This window comes from Methylophaga sp. UBA3192, from assembly GCA_002363955.1.
Classification (GTDB): Bacteria; Pseudomonadota; Gammaproteobacteria; order Nitrosococcales; family Methylophagaceae; genus Methylophaga.
Genome location: DEXE01000004.1, coordinates 186,487 through 200,911, shown reverse-complemented (window position 1 = coordinate 200,911; position 14,425 = coordinate 186,487). Strand labels below are relative to the sequence as shown.

General features: G+C 45.3%; 14 protein-coding genes. 9 read left to right on the top strand and 5 right to left on the bottom strand.

What is annotated here, in order from left to right:
- Nucleotides 1-237 precede the first annotated feature (237 nt).
- From B2337_RS06670 to B2337_RS06660, 3 genes are read left to right on the top strand one after another with little or no spacing between them, the layout of a single operon-like run.
- Nucleotides 238-1,398 (top strand): Na/Pi symporter, encoded by a 1,161-nt coding sequence (locus B2337_RS06670; RefSeq protein ID WP_292414978.1) that lies wholly within the window; start codon nucleotides 238-240, stop codon nucleotides 1,396-1,398.
- Between the two features lie 29 nt (nucleotides 1,399-1,427).
- Nucleotides 1,428-1,649 carry a hypothetical protein gene (locus tag B2337_RS06665; RefSeq protein ID WP_292414975.1) on the top strand — a complete coding sequence of 74 codons (222 nt, stop codon included), beginning with the start codon at nucleotides 1,428-1,430 and terminating at the stop codon, nucleotides 1,647-1,649.
- 24 nt (nucleotides 1,650-1,673) lie between these two features.
- Nucleotides 1,674-2,609, top strand: coding sequence for a PstS family phosphate ABC transporter substrate-binding protein (locus B2337_RS06660; RefSeq protein WP_292414974.1), 936 nt, complete (start codon nucleotides 1,674-1,676; stop codon nucleotides 2,607-2,609).
- A gap of 14 nt (nucleotides 2,610-2,623) precedes the next feature.
- Here the strand turns inward: B2337_RS06660 and B2337_RS06655 are convergent, their stop codons facing one another.
- On the bottom strand, nucleotides 2,624-3,199 hold the full coding sequence (locus B2337_RS06655; protein ID WP_292414972.1) for a TetR/AcrR family transcriptional regulator: 576 nt from the start codon (nucleotides 3,197-3,199) through the stop codon (nucleotides 2,624-2,626).
- A 102-nt stretch (nucleotides 3,200-3,301) separates the two neighbouring features.
- On the opposite strand from B2337_RS06655, the gene B2337_RS06650 reads away from it, so the two are divergent.
- On the top strand, nucleotides 3,302-3,778 hold the full coding sequence (locus B2337_RS06650; protein WP_292361351.1) for a nuclear transport factor 2 family protein: 477 nt from the start codon (nucleotides 3,302-3,304) through the stop codon (nucleotides 3,776-3,778).
- A 52-nt stretch (nucleotides 3,779-3,830) separates the two neighbouring features.
- On the opposite strand, the gene B2337_RS06645 is transcribed toward B2337_RS06650, so the two are convergent.
- Entirely contained in the window at nucleotides 3,831-5,222 is a 1,392-nt protein-coding gene (locus B2337_RS06645) for a DegQ family serine endoprotease (protein ID WP_292361350.1), read from the bottom strand.
- A gap of 10 nt (nucleotides 5,223-5,232) precedes the next feature.
- Nucleotides 5,233-6,135, bottom strand: a complete 903-nt coding sequence (locus tag B2337_RS06640; protein WP_292361349.1) for a DnaJ C-terminal domain-containing protein — start codon at nucleotides 6,133-6,135, stop codon at nucleotides 5,233-5,235.
- Between the two features lie 153 nt (nucleotides 6,136-6,288).
- On the opposite strand from B2337_RS06640, the gene B2337_RS06635 reads away from it, so the two are divergent.
- Nucleotides 6,289-8,346, top strand: a complete 2,058-nt coding sequence (locus B2337_RS06635; protein WP_292414971.1) for a TonB-dependent receptor — start codon at nucleotides 6,289-6,291, stop codon at nucleotides 8,344-8,346.
- A gap of 74 nt (nucleotides 8,347-8,420) precedes the next feature.
- On the opposite strand, the gene B2337_RS06630 is transcribed toward B2337_RS06635, so the two are convergent.
- Nucleotides 8,421-9,905, bottom strand: coding sequence for a RimK family protein (locus B2337_RS06630; protein ID WP_292361347.1), 1,485 nt, complete (start codon nucleotides 9,903-9,905; stop codon nucleotides 8,421-8,423).
- Nucleotides 9,906-10,072: 167 nt separating this feature from the next.
- On the opposite strand from B2337_RS06630, the gene B2337_RS06625 reads away from it, so the two are divergent.
- The 3 genes from B2337_RS06625 (at nucleotide 10,073) to B2337_RS06615 (ending at nucleotide 12,774) form a co-directional block, all read left to right on the top strand.
- Nucleotides 10,073-11,143, top strand: a complete 1,071-nt coding sequence (locus tag B2337_RS06625; RefSeq protein WP_292414968.1) for a DUF2817 domain-containing protein — start codon at nucleotides 10,073-10,075, stop codon at nucleotides 11,141-11,143.
- Nucleotides 11,127-12,257 (top strand): GNAT family N-acetyltransferase/peptidase C39 family protein, encoded by a 1,131-nt coding sequence (locus tag B2337_RS06620; RefSeq protein ID WP_292361345.1) that lies wholly within the window; start codon nucleotides 11,127-11,129, stop codon nucleotides 12,255-12,257. Before B2337_RS06625 ends, B2337_RS06620 begins: the two co-directional genes overlap by 17 nt.
- Nucleotides 12,258-12,318: 61 nt before the next feature.
- Entirely contained in the window at nucleotides 12,319-12,774 is a 456-nt protein-coding gene (locus B2337_RS06615; RefSeq protein WP_292361344.1) for a TerB family tellurite resistance protein, read from the top strand.
- 74 nt (nucleotides 12,775-12,848) lie between these two features.
- On the opposite strand, the gene B2337_RS06610 is transcribed toward B2337_RS06615, so the two are convergent.
- Nucleotides 12,849-13,646 carry a hypothetical protein gene (locus B2337_RS06610; RefSeq protein WP_292414967.1) on the bottom strand — a complete coding sequence of 266 codons (798 nt, stop codon included), beginning with the start codon at nucleotides 13,644-13,646 and terminating at the stop codon, nucleotides 12,849-12,851.
- A 67-nt stretch (nucleotides 13,647-13,713) separates the two neighbouring features.
- Here B2337_RS06610 and B2337_RS06605 point away from each other — a divergent pair, with 67 nt between their 5' ends.
- On the top strand, nucleotides 13,714-14,370 hold the full coding sequence (locus B2337_RS06605) for a Fe2+-dependent dioxygenase (protein WP_292414966.1): 657 nt from the start codon (nucleotides 13,714-13,716) through the stop codon (nucleotides 14,368-14,370).
- The last annotated feature ends 55 nt before the right edge of the window (nucleotides 14,371-14,425 follow it).

The following is a 14,425-nucleotide window of genomic DNA, read 5'->3' as shown; positions in this document are numbered from 1 at the left end:
CTCGCTTGATAAGGCCGTCACTGGAAATCAGGTTAAGCCTTTTCTCTGTAAGTTTGGTTCAAGCTATGTAAATGTTTGTAAGTGATATAAAAATTTTTATGGGCTGGTTTATCACGAATCTGAATATCAACTAACACGATCATTCAGTTATCCAAATTAATAACTGAAAATTGTTCATCAAAGTGTCATAGATGAGCATTAAATTGCATGAGTGAATTTCAATAAGAGTGATCGCTCATGTCTACCATTACCCAGCAAAACCCCTCATTAAACGCACAGGCATCACAATCTAATTGGCAGGCATGGTTGATGGTGGCGGCATTGATTTATCTGTTGCTGGCTTCAGTGGGTGCCATTGGCAGTGGTTTTAAAATGGCGACAGCCAGTAATGCCAAGGAATTATTTTCTTTTGCCTCAAATCCGGTTATTGCTCTCATTATCGGTGTTGTCGCTACTGCATTGATTCAAAGCTCCAGTACGGTCACCTCCATTATTGTCGGTATGGTGGCCGGTGGATTGCCGTTAAGCATTGCCATTCCTATGGTGATGGGCGCGAATATCGGTACCTCATTAACCAGTACATTGGTGAGTCTGGGGCATGTTCGTAACGGAGAAGAATTCCGCCGTGCCTTTGCCGCTGCCACAGTGCACGATAGCTTCAACATCCTTGCTGTACTCATACTGTTACCGCTAGAGCTTTTATTTAAACCCTTACAGAATACTGCTGAGTTTATGTCAGGGTTTTTCATTTCGGATGCCAGCGTCAGCATGAGTAATGTAAATTTCATGAAGATCTTGCTGGCACCGGCAGACGATGCATTGAAGTTTATAACGGGTTGGCTGCCTGAAGTCTGGGCGGGTATTGCGTTGATAGTGATCGGTATTGCGTTGATCCTGTTTGTGGTTTCAGCGATTGGTAAGTTACTGCGTAAAGTGATGGTGGGCAAAGCAAAAGACATTTTGCATAAGGCGGTGGGCAGGGGGCCGATTGCTGGCATGACCTCAGGGTCAATTATTACGGTTCTGGTCCAATCTTCTTCCACCACCACTGCTTTAATCGTTCCGCTGGCAGGAACCGGTGTGTTCTCAATTAAACAGATCTATCCATTTACTTTAGGGGCAAACGTCGGCACCACCATCACTGCCTTGCTTGCAGCAACGGCGATATCGGGCCCAACGGCTGAACTTGCTTTGCAGATAGCTCTGGTGCATCTGTTTTTTAATTTGATGGCGATTCTACTGATATATGTGTTGCCGGTATTTCGTCCGTTACCGGTCAAAATGGCCGAGACCCTGGCGATGTATGCCCAGAAAAACAAGCTTTATGTTGTTGCCTATATAGGCGGTGTGTTTTTTGTGCTTCCATTGTTGATCATTGGCATAAGTCAGATCTTCTAATCAGAACAAATCATTTTGAGGTTTAAGCCATGTCCAATTTAACGCCACATGAAAGACAAGTCCGTATTCGTGAACTAAAGCAAGCCATTGAGGAACTTGAAGCGGGCATGCCCAGTGAAATGGATGCACAGCAACACGAGAAAATTGATGAGCTGGAGCACTATTTTGATGCGGTGGAAACCAAGTTCACCAGCTTGAAAATTTTCTGGGAAGATTTAAAACAATCGTTGAAAAATCCCAAACATGACTAATTCGACAAGGCGGAGTAAATCTCAGTGAAACAACAATATGTAAGCGTGATTGCCGGTCTAGTTTTAGCTATGCTGACCGGGTGCTCAGAGCAGCATGACCTGTCTGAAGTCAAGATTACTGAAAATACCCTTGTCATTAATGGATCCAGTACCGTTTTCCCGATCTCCACGGAAGCCGCCAAACGCTTTATACGAGAGCAACCGGAAACCGAAATCTCGGTTAAGTTTTCTGGAACCAATGCCGGTTTTCGTTTGTTTTGTGAAGGAAAAAGCGATGTCAGTAATGCTTCCAGGCCTATCAATGCTGAAGAAGTTGCACTCTGTGCAAAAAATCAGATTGAATATGTCGAGCTCCCATTAGCTCAGGATGCCCTGGCGGTGGTTGTGCACTCGGGCAATGATTGGGTGGATTCACTGACGCTGGAAGAGTTAAGAACTATCTGGTCTAAGCAAAGCGAAGATGAAATTATGAGTTGGAATCAGGTGAGACCGGAATGGCCTGATAAGTTGTTATCGCTATATGGCAGAGGTCAGGATTCCGGTACCTATGATTACTTTACAACGCAGGTAACAGGAGTCACCCGGGAAAGTCGTTCCGACTATGTTGCCAGCGAGGATGAAGAGTATTTGGCAGAGCATATTGCTAAAGATAAAAATGCCCTGGGATTTTTTGGTATTGGTGGCTATCACCGTCATTGGGATACTTTGAAACTGGTGCCAATTGATAATGGAAATGGCCCTGTTTACCCCTCAATTGAAACCGTGGCAAATGGACAATACACCCCATTTTCAAGACCATTATTTCTGTATGTGAATAAACAGTCTCTGGAAGACAAAGCTAACCTGAAGGTGTTTTTAACACACTATTTTTCTAATATGGTCACCTGGTTGCATTTCACCGGTTATATGCCATTAACAGAAGCGCAATATGCTGAAAATATTCAACAGCTGCTTAAATAATGGAACAATTATTTTTAACTAAGATAAGCGGCCAACACAATCCAGGCCATATCTTTTGCCTTGTTTGCGGCCGTTAAATCTCCCTGGACATGGGCCATTACGATGGCTCCTTCTTTTAACAGGCTGATTGACTGTGTCACCCGTTGAATAGCTGGTTCAAGTATTCCCAGGGCGCGGATCTGTCTTTCGATTAAAGTATTTATCCGTTGTTTATGTTGCTGACATTGTTGATGGAGTGGGTGATGCGGGTCGTTAAATTCAGCACAGGTGTTAATAAAAAAACAGCCATGAAAGTCAGCGAGTAATTTGACGCGGTTATTTATCCAGTCATCTACCGCATCAAACAGTTCATTAAGGCCATCATATCCAGGTTTGACCTGTTCCAATCTGCCAGCTAACCAGTAATAGAAATTTTCATCGCGGTATTCGACTACTGCCTGAATCAATTCATCTTTACTGGCAAAGTGGTTGTATAGCGTTTTTTTGGCGATACCTGCTGTCTGCAGGATCTGATTAATCCCAACAGCATGAATTCCATTTCGGTAAAACAGATCAAATGCGGTATGAATTAATTGCTGGCGTTTATCCATAATCATTTCTCACAAATTTAGTGCCAGTTTGACAGAGGTAGACTGATCTGTCTATTCTGTGGGTAGACAAATCGGTATACATCTATTGCAGGAGATAAAATCATGCAGCAAACAGAACAGAAACCACCGTTTCCCCCGTTTAACGCTGAAACCGCCAAACAAAAAGTCCGTATAGCTGAAGATGGCTGGAATAGCCGGGACCCGGAAAAAGTATCCTTGGCCTATACCGTTGATAGCCAGTGGCGTAATCGCTCGGAGTTTCCAGTGGGCCGAGAGCAGATCAAATCATTCCTGGAGAGAAAGTGGCAAAAGGAAAGAGAATACCGACTGGTTAAAGAACTTTGGGCATATAGCGAAAACCGGATTGCTGTGAGATTTGCCTATGAATGGCACGATGAAAGTGGCCAATGGTTTCGATCGTATGGAAATGAAAACTGGGAATTTGATGAAAATGGGTTAATGAAAACCCGTTTCGCCAGTATTAATGATCTGGCTATTGCGAAAAGTGAGCGGAAATTAACCTGGCCTTCAGGTCGAAGACCAGATGACTATCCGAGCCTCAGTCAAATGGGATTATAGCCTTAGCATAGATACGAGGGTGCGGAGTTGATCCTCCGCACCCTATAGTTTTTTATCTTAGCAACAGGAACATCGCTTGATTTTCCCGAACAATATTCAATAACAATTCCGGTTGATTGGTCACCATCTGTTTAAATTGTTCCAGATTACTGACCGGTTGACGGTTTACCGAGGTGACAATGTCATAACTGCGTAACCCAGCATTCCATGCCGGACTGCCACGTTGGACAGAATACAGCATAATGCCCTGTATTTTACCGTAAGCCGGTGAGTCCTGTTCAATATCACCAAAGGTTGCACCAGCCAGTTTAGGGTGAACATCACCGGATTGTGTGCTGGTGGTGCTCCGTTGCATTTCCGTTACTTTAGCTGTCAGAGTCTGCGGATTTCCGTCACGAATAATATCCAGTTTGATAGTTTGCCCAACCATTAACAAACCGATGGTATTTCGCAGGTTATCCGCATTTAATAGCGAGACACCATCTACAGCGGTGACTACATCGCCCACTTGTAATCCGGATTTTTCAGCGGCTGATCCGGGTATGACATTGGTGACTACAGCACCCCCACGATTATCTTCAATCCCAAAAGCTTGTGCGAGTTCTGGCGTAATGTCCTGCATCTGTACGCCCAAATAAGCACGACGTACTTCGCCATGCTCAAGTAACTGGTCGGTAATCTGTTTGACTAAATTACTGGGGATGGCAAAACCGATACCGATATTGCCGGATTGATTTGGTGAAAAGATTGCTGTGTTAATTCCTACCAGTTCACCACGTAAATTGACCAGGGCACCACCCGAATTACCCGGATTGATTGAGGCATCGGTTTGAATAAAGTTTTCATAGCCTTCGAGGCCAAGACCACTTCGGCCCAAGGCACTGACAATACCGGACGTTACGGTTTGGCCCAGCCCAAATGGATTGCCAATGGCCACCACAAAATCACCTACACGCAGGCTATCTGAATCCGCTAAAGGCAAGGCAGTAAGATTTTCAGGCGGAATACGAATGACAGCAACATCGGTAGCTGGATCACTTCCAACCACTTCAGCCTGAAAACTGCGACCATCATGCAGTGAAACAGTAATTTCATCAGCACGTTGAATCACATGATTATTGGTTAATACCAATCCTTCTTTGGCGTTAACAATCACGCCACTACCCAGGCTTTGTGCCTGACGGGTTCGAGGTCGTTGTTGCTCTGGTAAGTTAAAAAAACGCCGGAAAAAAGGATCGTTTAATAATGGGTTATCCTGAATTCGCACTTCGCTACGTGTGGCAATATTCACCACGGCGGGTTTGGATTGATCCAACATGGGGGCCAGAGTCGGCATCTGACTATCATCATCAAGCCAGGGAAAAGGCAGTGCCGCAACAGCCACCTGTGTTAAAAGTGTAATACCAGCTAACCAGACAACAGCAGATTTCAGCTTATTCATCATTTTGTTTTCCTCAAAATGCTTTATCAATGTTCTCACGAGGGTTAAAAGGTAATTTTTCAGCCATTTGCTTATAAAGCTTTTTAGCTTCAGCAGACGTCGCTGGGGGAGTCATTATCTGCAATACCACAAACTGATCTCCAGCCGTTTTGCCGGGCAGGCCACGACCTTTCAAACGCATTTTTTGCCCACTCCGGGCACCTGCCGGAATATTCAGACTAATTTTTCCGGCTAAAGTTGGCGCAGTGATTTTGGCCCCCAATGCTGCCTCCCAGGGAGCAATCGGCAGATCCAGATAAACATCCTTACCTTCCAGTCGGTAAAGCGCATGAGGAGCAATCTGGATTTCCAGGTATAAATCCCCGGGCTTACCGTTCATATTGGCTTTACCCTGGCCGGTTAAGCGAATTTTCTTGCCGGGTTCAATGCCCGCAGGGATCTTGACACTGACAGTACCGGTTTGAGTTGCGCCCGCAGGACGACGGATAGACTTATTCGCCCCGTTAAAAGCATCTTCCAGTGAGATGGTAATTTTGGCGTTAACATCTTCGCCCCGGGCAAAGAAATTATCGTGTCGGCCGCCACCCATTCCGCCCATGCCACCGAACATGTTTTCAAAAAAACTGCTGAAGTTACCCTGTCCGAAACCACCGACATTTTCTTCCCAGCCGGGAGGTGGTGAGAATGATTGACCATGACGAAACTGTCCGCCAAACTGATCGTACTGGGCACGTTTTTCCTTATCGCGCAGAACCTCATAAGCCTCACCGACTTCCTTGAATTTATCTTCGGCATTTGCTTCTTTGCTGACATCAGGATGATATTTACGCGCCAGTGTACGGTAAGCTTTTTTAATCTCCTCTGGTGTCGCAGTGCGGCTTACGCCAAGGATCTTGTAATAATCTTTATATTCCATGGGCTCTTTCGGATAAAAATTGATCTGGGTCAATAGATGGGGATGATAGGACGTTTTTCAACGCCTTTTAAGGATTTTTCTGATGTGTTGCAAAAACACCACATGAGAAAATTACAAAACTACATAAAACAACAATGTCAGGAACTACAGCTCATGCCGATTTTACGAAAACTACCACTATTAATGGCCTTGGCCAGTCTGAATATTGCCTTACCAGCACACGCCCAGGAAGAAGAGGATTTATCGCTTGACGAACTGGTTGTGACCGGAACACGTTCAGGCACACCCATTCTTGAATTAGCGGGAAATACCGGAAAAGTTTCGGAAGAAGAAATCGATTTGGTGCGTCCCGATCACATCACCGAAGTCATTAATCGTATCAGCGGTGTGAATATTCAACGGGGTAACGGGCAGGAGCATCTGACCTCTATTCGTTCACCTGTATTAACCGGTGGTGCTGGTGCCGGTTCATTTTTGTTTCTTGAAGACGGTATTCCTTTACGTGCAGCAGGTTTTGCCAATGTAAATGGTCTGTTTGAATCCAATTATGAACAGGCTGGTGGCATTGAGGTGGTACGTGGTCCGGGCAGTGCGTTTTATGGTTCCAATGCGGTTCATGGTTTGGTTAATGTCCTGACTCGCGCACCATCTCTGGATTTAGAGCGTCAAGTCGATTTTTCAGTTGGCCCCCATGATCTTTATAAATTTAAAGGCACCGTCAGTGACACTGTTGGCCGCCATGGCTACCGTGTCAGCGTTAATGGCACAAAGGATAATGGTTATGCCGAAGATGCTGGATATGATCAGCAAAAAATCACATTACGTCATGACTATTACGGCGATCAGGACAGTTTCAAAACCATTTTCAGTGCAACCAATCTGAATCAGAAAACAGCGGGTTACATTGAAGGTTTTGAAGCCTACAAAGATGGCAGTCTTGCCAGAAGTAATCCTAATAAAGAGGCAGGGATTGATGCCTACCGTAATGCCAAATCTTTCCGCTTATCAACTGAATGGGAGCGTCAGTTGAATGAGAGCACCTCACTCCGGTTGACTCCTTATGTGCGTCACACCGAAATGGATTTTTTGATGCATTTCTTGACTGGCCAACCGGTTGAAAAGAACAAACACACCAGTGCAGGCTTATTGTCTGCTCTAACCAAAGAGCTGGATGGCGGTCATACCATTATTGTGGGTACCGACATTGAATATACGGAAGGCGATTTATCCGAAGTGCAGTTCAACCCAACTGTAGGCCCATTTGCGCAGGGCGTGCACTACGACTATGAAGTCGATGCAACCGTACTCGCACCATATATTCATTCTGAATGGCAGGTTTTAGATAAAACCCGTGTAACTGCAGGTGTTCGTTATGAATACACCAAATACGATTACACCAACAATACCGATTCCGCGACTATCCCGGGTAACACCCGATATTTACGTCCGGATAGTGGCAAAGACACTTTCAGCAACCTGAGTCCCAAACTGGGTTTGGTGCAGGAACTGACTGACAATACCGCTGCATTTATCAATTATGCGCGCGGTAATCGTGCACCACAGACAACAGATCTCTATCGGATTCAGCAGCGTGGGGCTACCGGCGGTTCAGCAGATTCTGAACAAATTGATAGTGTAGAGATAGGGGTTCGTCGGGTTGGTGAGGGTCTGCAATATGAAATCGCGGCTTATCAGATGAAGAAAAAAGATTACTTCTTTACTGACAGCACACAAATCAACGTACCAGATGGCAAAACCAAACATACCGGTCTGGAACTGGGAATGTTTTATCCGTTTAATGAATTATTTGATATCGGTGCCAATGTCACCTTTGCCAAGCACGAATATGACTTTGACAGAGAGACCAGTAATATCGGAAAAGGTAACTATCTGGTGACAGCTCCTAAACGTATGGCCAATATCCGGTTAGGCTGGAATGTAACACCAAAAAGTCGTGCTGAACTCGAATGGGTGCATATGAGTGAGTACTACCTGAATGATGCAAATGATAAAAAATATGAAGGCCATGATGTGTTTAATTTACGTGCCTCACATGAAGTGACTGAGAGTCTGACACTTTATGGCCGCGTACATAATCTGTTCGATACGGATTATGCTGAACGCGCAGACTTTAACGGTTTCAGTCAACAATACCGTTACTTTGTTGGCGAACGCCGTGGCTTGCATGTAGGTGCCAGCTATTCGTTCTAGGTTTGACGATAAGCTGAACCAAAAAAGCGGTGGCTGAATAATCAGCCACCGCTTTTTTATTTCAACGTAGCCGTTTATTGGCGATGGGATTTACGCGCTTCCAGTCTTCGCAAAAACTCTCGCATAATATCGTCATATAAAGCTGGCCCCAGATAAGCATCTTCCACACCGCTATCGATGCTCGGATTGTCGTTAATTTCAATTAACACCACCCGGCTGCCACTTTGCTTAATATCGATACCATAGAGCCCATCTCCCACCAATTTCGCCGATTTTGTAGCAATTTTTAGCACTTTTTCCGGTACTTCGGAAATTGGCACAGCGGCTGATTTACCTGAATCGGTGCCTTTTTTGGTGTTGTGGTTATAGATCTGCCAGTGGCCTTTACTCATAAAATACTGACAGGCATAAATTGGCTTGTTGTTGAACACACCAATTCGCCAGTCGTAATCAGTGAACATAAATTCCTGCAGTAAGATTATCGCCGATTGCTGGAAAAACTCTGCCGCGTTACTTCGCAGCTCATCAACATTATTGACCTTGATAACCCCTTTGGAAAATGCACCGTCAGGAATTTTCATGACCAGTGGAAAAGTGGCTTCTGCCCCGATTTTTTCCAGACCGGCTTTATCATTGCGATACAGCAGATGCGATTCCGGCATTGGCAAATTATGTTTTTCCAGCAGTTCTTTCAGATAGATCTTATTGGTGCAGCGGATAATTGAGGTCGGGTCATCAATGACAACCAACCCCTCGCTTTCAGCCCGCCGGGCAAATTTATAGGTGTGATTATGGATCGCTGTTGTTTCACGGATAAACAAGGCGTCATACTCAGCAATCCGAATATAATCTCGCGGTGTGATCAATTCCACATCAATACCGATACGCTTACCACTGGCGATAAAACGTTTTAATGCCGTCGCATCGCTGGGCGGCATTTTTTCATCCGGGTTATGCAAAATGGCCATGTCATAACGATATTGGCGACGTTTGGAAGGTTTGCGCCATAATTTATGACTGAACGCATCCAGCGCATTGGCAAAATTATCCTGTTCACTGTCACTGAGCTGATTGAGTGGAGCCGCTTTAATAGACGAAATCAGCCAATGACCTTTATGACTGAATTCGATTTCGATGATTGGGCAGGGATACTGTTCAAAGATCTGTCTGGCCAGCTTTTGCAGACCCTTAAATTCACACTGGCCAAAAAAAACTTTGAGATTAAAGCTGGTCTCGGATTGTTTATCGCTGGCGGCGATGACTTTATCGAGCTGTGTTCCAAAATCGGATAAGTCGTAGGCATACAGGCTTTTGCGAGATAAATCATTGATGGTTCGCAAACTTGGCATTACCCGATGCCCACGTGCTTCGGCCACCATGGAACAGTAATAGCCGGGGCTCAGGTATTCCAAGCCATGACAAAGGTTAATAATTTGCGCACGCTCGCTCGCAGTAGGTGAGGGCGTTTGCAAATAATCATCCACAGCGATGACCTGCGCACTGGGAAAATAAGGCGCCCAGTCTTCAATATTTTCCAGGATTATCAGATGGTTAGTCATATGATGTTAACGTTGCTCCGATTCAGGTTAGCCAGACGATTTGTGCATCATAAAGTGATTGTGTCATGGTTGTGATAAATATTTTTGCCACTATGCAGTTTATCTGGTCAAAATCATAAAAGTCGCCTATTCTTCGCCGAAATTTTATGTACAGGAGAGTTGTTGCCATGTATGCAGATGCCGTTCTGAGCGTGTTTTCACAACGCTATGCTGACGCAAGAGACAAGTTTATCTCAGCAGTGGAAACAAGCTCCATTGTCGAGCGGGTCAATAATATTGTCCACCCGCTACGTGGGCCGAAAAACGAACGCTTATTCTGCGATATTGCCTGGGCCGGCAGCCCCAAGGCAAAAAATATTCTGGTGTTAGTGTCCGGAATACATGGTGTTGAAGGTGGTGTGGGCTCTGCCATTCAATCGGATTTTGTGGGACGTCATCGACGATTACCTGCTGATGTGTGTGTGGTCATGGTTCATGCATTAAATCCCTGGGGATTTGCCTGTGCCAGTCGCAATGATCATGAAGGTATCGATATCAATCGTAATTTTGTCGACTTTGATTCCAAGTTACCGGATTCTGATGAGGCGGTAGCCATCTGGGAAAAACTGAGTAAACAAAAGGATGCCGTTGAGCAGGTTGGTGACCAGCGGGAGCAGTTTGATAAGCTCAGCCAAGGCCAATACACCAAAGCCGATGCCCTATACTATGGTGGCGATAAACCCAGTTGGTCACGCCAGACCATTGAACAATTAATGACTCAGTTAAAGCCGGAAAAACGTGAAAACGTGGTTGTTATTGATATTCATAGCGGCCTGGGACCTTATGGCTATGGTGAATTGATCTGTGACCACCTTCCTAAAACGGCTGGTCAAAAAAAGGCGCGTGAATTATTTGGCCCCACGGTAACGGAACCGGCTCTGGGTACCTCTACTTCGGGCGTAAAACATGGCCTGCATGATTATTTCTGGCATCAGCAAGGTGATAATGTGTGTTTTCTGACGCTGGAATTCGGCACGTTTAGCAATCAGCAAATGCTGAAAGTCCTGTTTGCTGATCAACAGCTACAACAATCCGGCAAGGTTGACTGGTCTGATCAGAAAACACTGGATATCAAACATGCCATGCAGGATTTTTTCTGTCCTGATGAAACACAATGGCAGGAGTTAGTATTGTTCCGTGGACGCCAAGTCATTGAAATGGCTTTGGAAGGTTTAACCGCCAATGCAAATGGTCGTTAACCAACAGACTGATCCGATAATTTTTCGTGCGGCCACGTTAGCTGATGTAGATGCCCTGCTGGCAATTGAAAATGTCTGTTTTGATAGTGATCAACTGTCCCGACGTAGTTTCAAATGGATGATCAATAAGGCTAACGCCTTATTATTAGTGGCCGAGCAACAACAAAAATTAATGGGCTATGTGCTGTTGCTATATGCCCGAGGCACTTCGCTGGGGCGTATTTATTCGCTGGCGGTATTACCTGAATATCGTAATCAGAAAATTGCCAGAGCATTGATGCGGGAGGCCGAACAGGCTGCATTGACCGCCGGCAGAAGCTTTATCCGTCTGGAAGTGCGACCTGATAATGTGGGTGCCATCAAACTATATGAGAGCCTGGGCTATCACCAGTTTGAAATTGTCACCGACTACTATGAAGATCATGCCAATGCGCTACGTATGATGAAAGTATTGCAGCCACAACCAGAAGAGTTGCATCAGCAAGTATTTCATTATTCTCAAAGTACCGATTTTACCTGTGGTCCTGCCAGTTTGATGATGGCGATGAAAACACTGCAACCGATAATGCATCTGGATCGTGGACTGGAATTACAACTTTGGCGAGAAGCGACCACCATATTTATGACTTCCGGACATGGTGGCTGTAGTGCTCAGGGGCTGGCCCTGGCCGCATGGCGACGCTATTTCAAAACCAGCCTGATTACCAATAGTGATGATGTGCCGTTTGTTAATGGTGTGCGCAGTGAAGATAAAAAAGCGGTAATGGAGTGTGTGCATCAGGACTTTATGCAACAACTGGAAACCTCGGATGTTGAGCAACAGATGCGTCATATTGATGTGAATTTATTGCGGGAGTACCTGAACCAAGGTGCGCTGGCCGTCGTGCTGATTAGCTCGTATCGTCTGAACCAGAACAAATCGCCACATTGGGTGGTGCTGGTGTCGATTTCAGATACCTTTGTTTATTTTCATGACCCTGACATTGATTGGGATGATGACAAAACGCTGACGGACAGCTTTTATGTGCCAGTGACCCATAAAGAATTTAATCGCATGTTGGGTTACGGCAAGCCTCGCTATCAGGCGGCTGTTATCTTGCATTCGACCAAATAAACCCCATTTATTATTCGAACTTGCCCCCTATAAACAAGTCTCTGCAGTACAGGAGAACCTCATGATCGATAAACTCAAACAATTCTTACAACGTGAATTACTCAGCGATAACGATACCGGAGATGGTGCGCAAGTTTCGGTCAAACTCGCTGCAGCCGCGTTGATGGTGGAGGTGATTGCCTCTGATTATCATTTCAAAGACGAAGAGCGGGAAATGCTGTTGACCATTTTGCAGAGACGCTTTTCACTCGATAAAACTTCGGCAGAAAGTTTGCTTAATGAAGCTGAGCAAGCTCACAAATCAGCCACTGACTATTTTGCTTTTACCTCAGAAATCAACCGCCAGTTCAGCCAGAAAAAGAAAGTTGAACTGATACACTTGCTTTGGCAACTCGCTAATGCTGATAACGAAATTCATCAAATAGAACAACACGTTATTCGTCGCATCAGTAATCTTTTACACGTTGAGCACAGTGATTATATCGCCGCCAAGCTGGCGGCAACAGGGCATACTTAATAAGCTTGAAACTTTGTGTGGAAGCATTCCACTTTCCAATGTTGAGCAAAGATTTGAACGAGTCCTGGTCCTGTTTATAGTCCTAACGCTGCAATCTCAATCCGTGCTGCAGCACCATACAGTTTAGAAGCATCACCATCCACATCGCCCTCTGGGGCAATACTTGGCCATAAATCAGCAAGCTCATCCAGATAGCCTTCAACCTGTTTAACAGCCTCAGCTGATTCATTGCGAGTGGCTTTAGGCAATTGTTCCAGACGGCGATTGGCGATTTGGGTAAAGCCGTAAGCATCCTGATATTCATGCAGATTAACGAGTTTGCCGTTTTCAACGCCCAGGGCATATTCTTCACCTGCCGTGCGGACCAGGTCTTTGATACTCTGCAGAGTGTTTTTTAAATCGGGTTTCACCACAGCTTCAGCCGCTTTGATGCCGGCTTCCAGTTGTTTGTATGCCTCATCCACTTCTTTCTGAGGAGCTTGGCTGGTTACTGTGTCAGCCAGATTGCTCAGTGCAACATCAAAACGTTCGCCACCACGATATTCAATAGAGGGAACCAGCCCGGCATAAAGCTCATCACGGGGATGTTTCATATGGGTAATCGCCATATCGACCTGGCCTTGTTTATACAACTCATAACCCACCAGCAAGTGACCGCGAATCAGACCCAAGCGTGTTAAAAAAGCGACATCATTGGTTTTCAGATCGGTCTCGCTGACACCGCCACCTTCACCCTCACCAGCGGCTGCCAGCGTGATATTTTCGTGGGTGAAGTGTATATCATGGGACACATCCGCGGCAGCGGCATTCAGGCTGATGCCGCTGGCCAAAGCCACGCCAATGCTTAACCATTTTTTACGATTTTCTTGCATAGTCTGTCTCTCTGAGTGGGGGTATGATAAGTTATCTACTTTGCCATAAATGAGAAGCATTCTCAATATGATCCTGCATCTTTCACAGTGTTTATCAGCGATTGATCTCGACGCTATTAATGCATCTATAAAGGATATCCTGTTTCATGACGGACAGAGCACGGCTGGCCGGGCTGCCATTCAGGTAAAACATAATCAGCAGGCTGATATGGTGGAAGTTGGCGGTGTGTTAAAGCTGGTTGAACAACGCCTGCTGGCAAATGATTTATTTTTACAGACCACCCATGCACAACAATTTGTTCGACTGCTGGTAAGTCGTTATAAACCCGGCATGCGTTACGGCACCCATGTCGATGAAGCATTGATCAACAACCAGCGCACGGATATTTCATTCACCTTGTTTTTATCGGACCAAACCCAGTATCAGGGCGGCGAGCTGGTGTTAGAAGACAGTAGCGGGGAACGTAGCTGGAAATTAGATGCGGGTGATTTACTGTTATATCCCTCGACGTATCTGCACCGGGTTAATGAAGTTACCGACGGTGAAAGACTGGTTATTGTTGGTTGGCTCACCAGCCGGGTACGGGAGCCAAATCAACGGGAAATTCTGTTTGATATGGAGCAGTCAGTCCGTCAAGAATTCAATTTAAACGGTAAAACAGAGCAATATGATCGCCTTTCTCGAGTACGCAATAATCTGTTACGACAATGGCTGGACCGTTAAAACCTTCAACATTTATCGGCAAGGCCATTCAAAAGTTAGATATTTTTAGGGATTG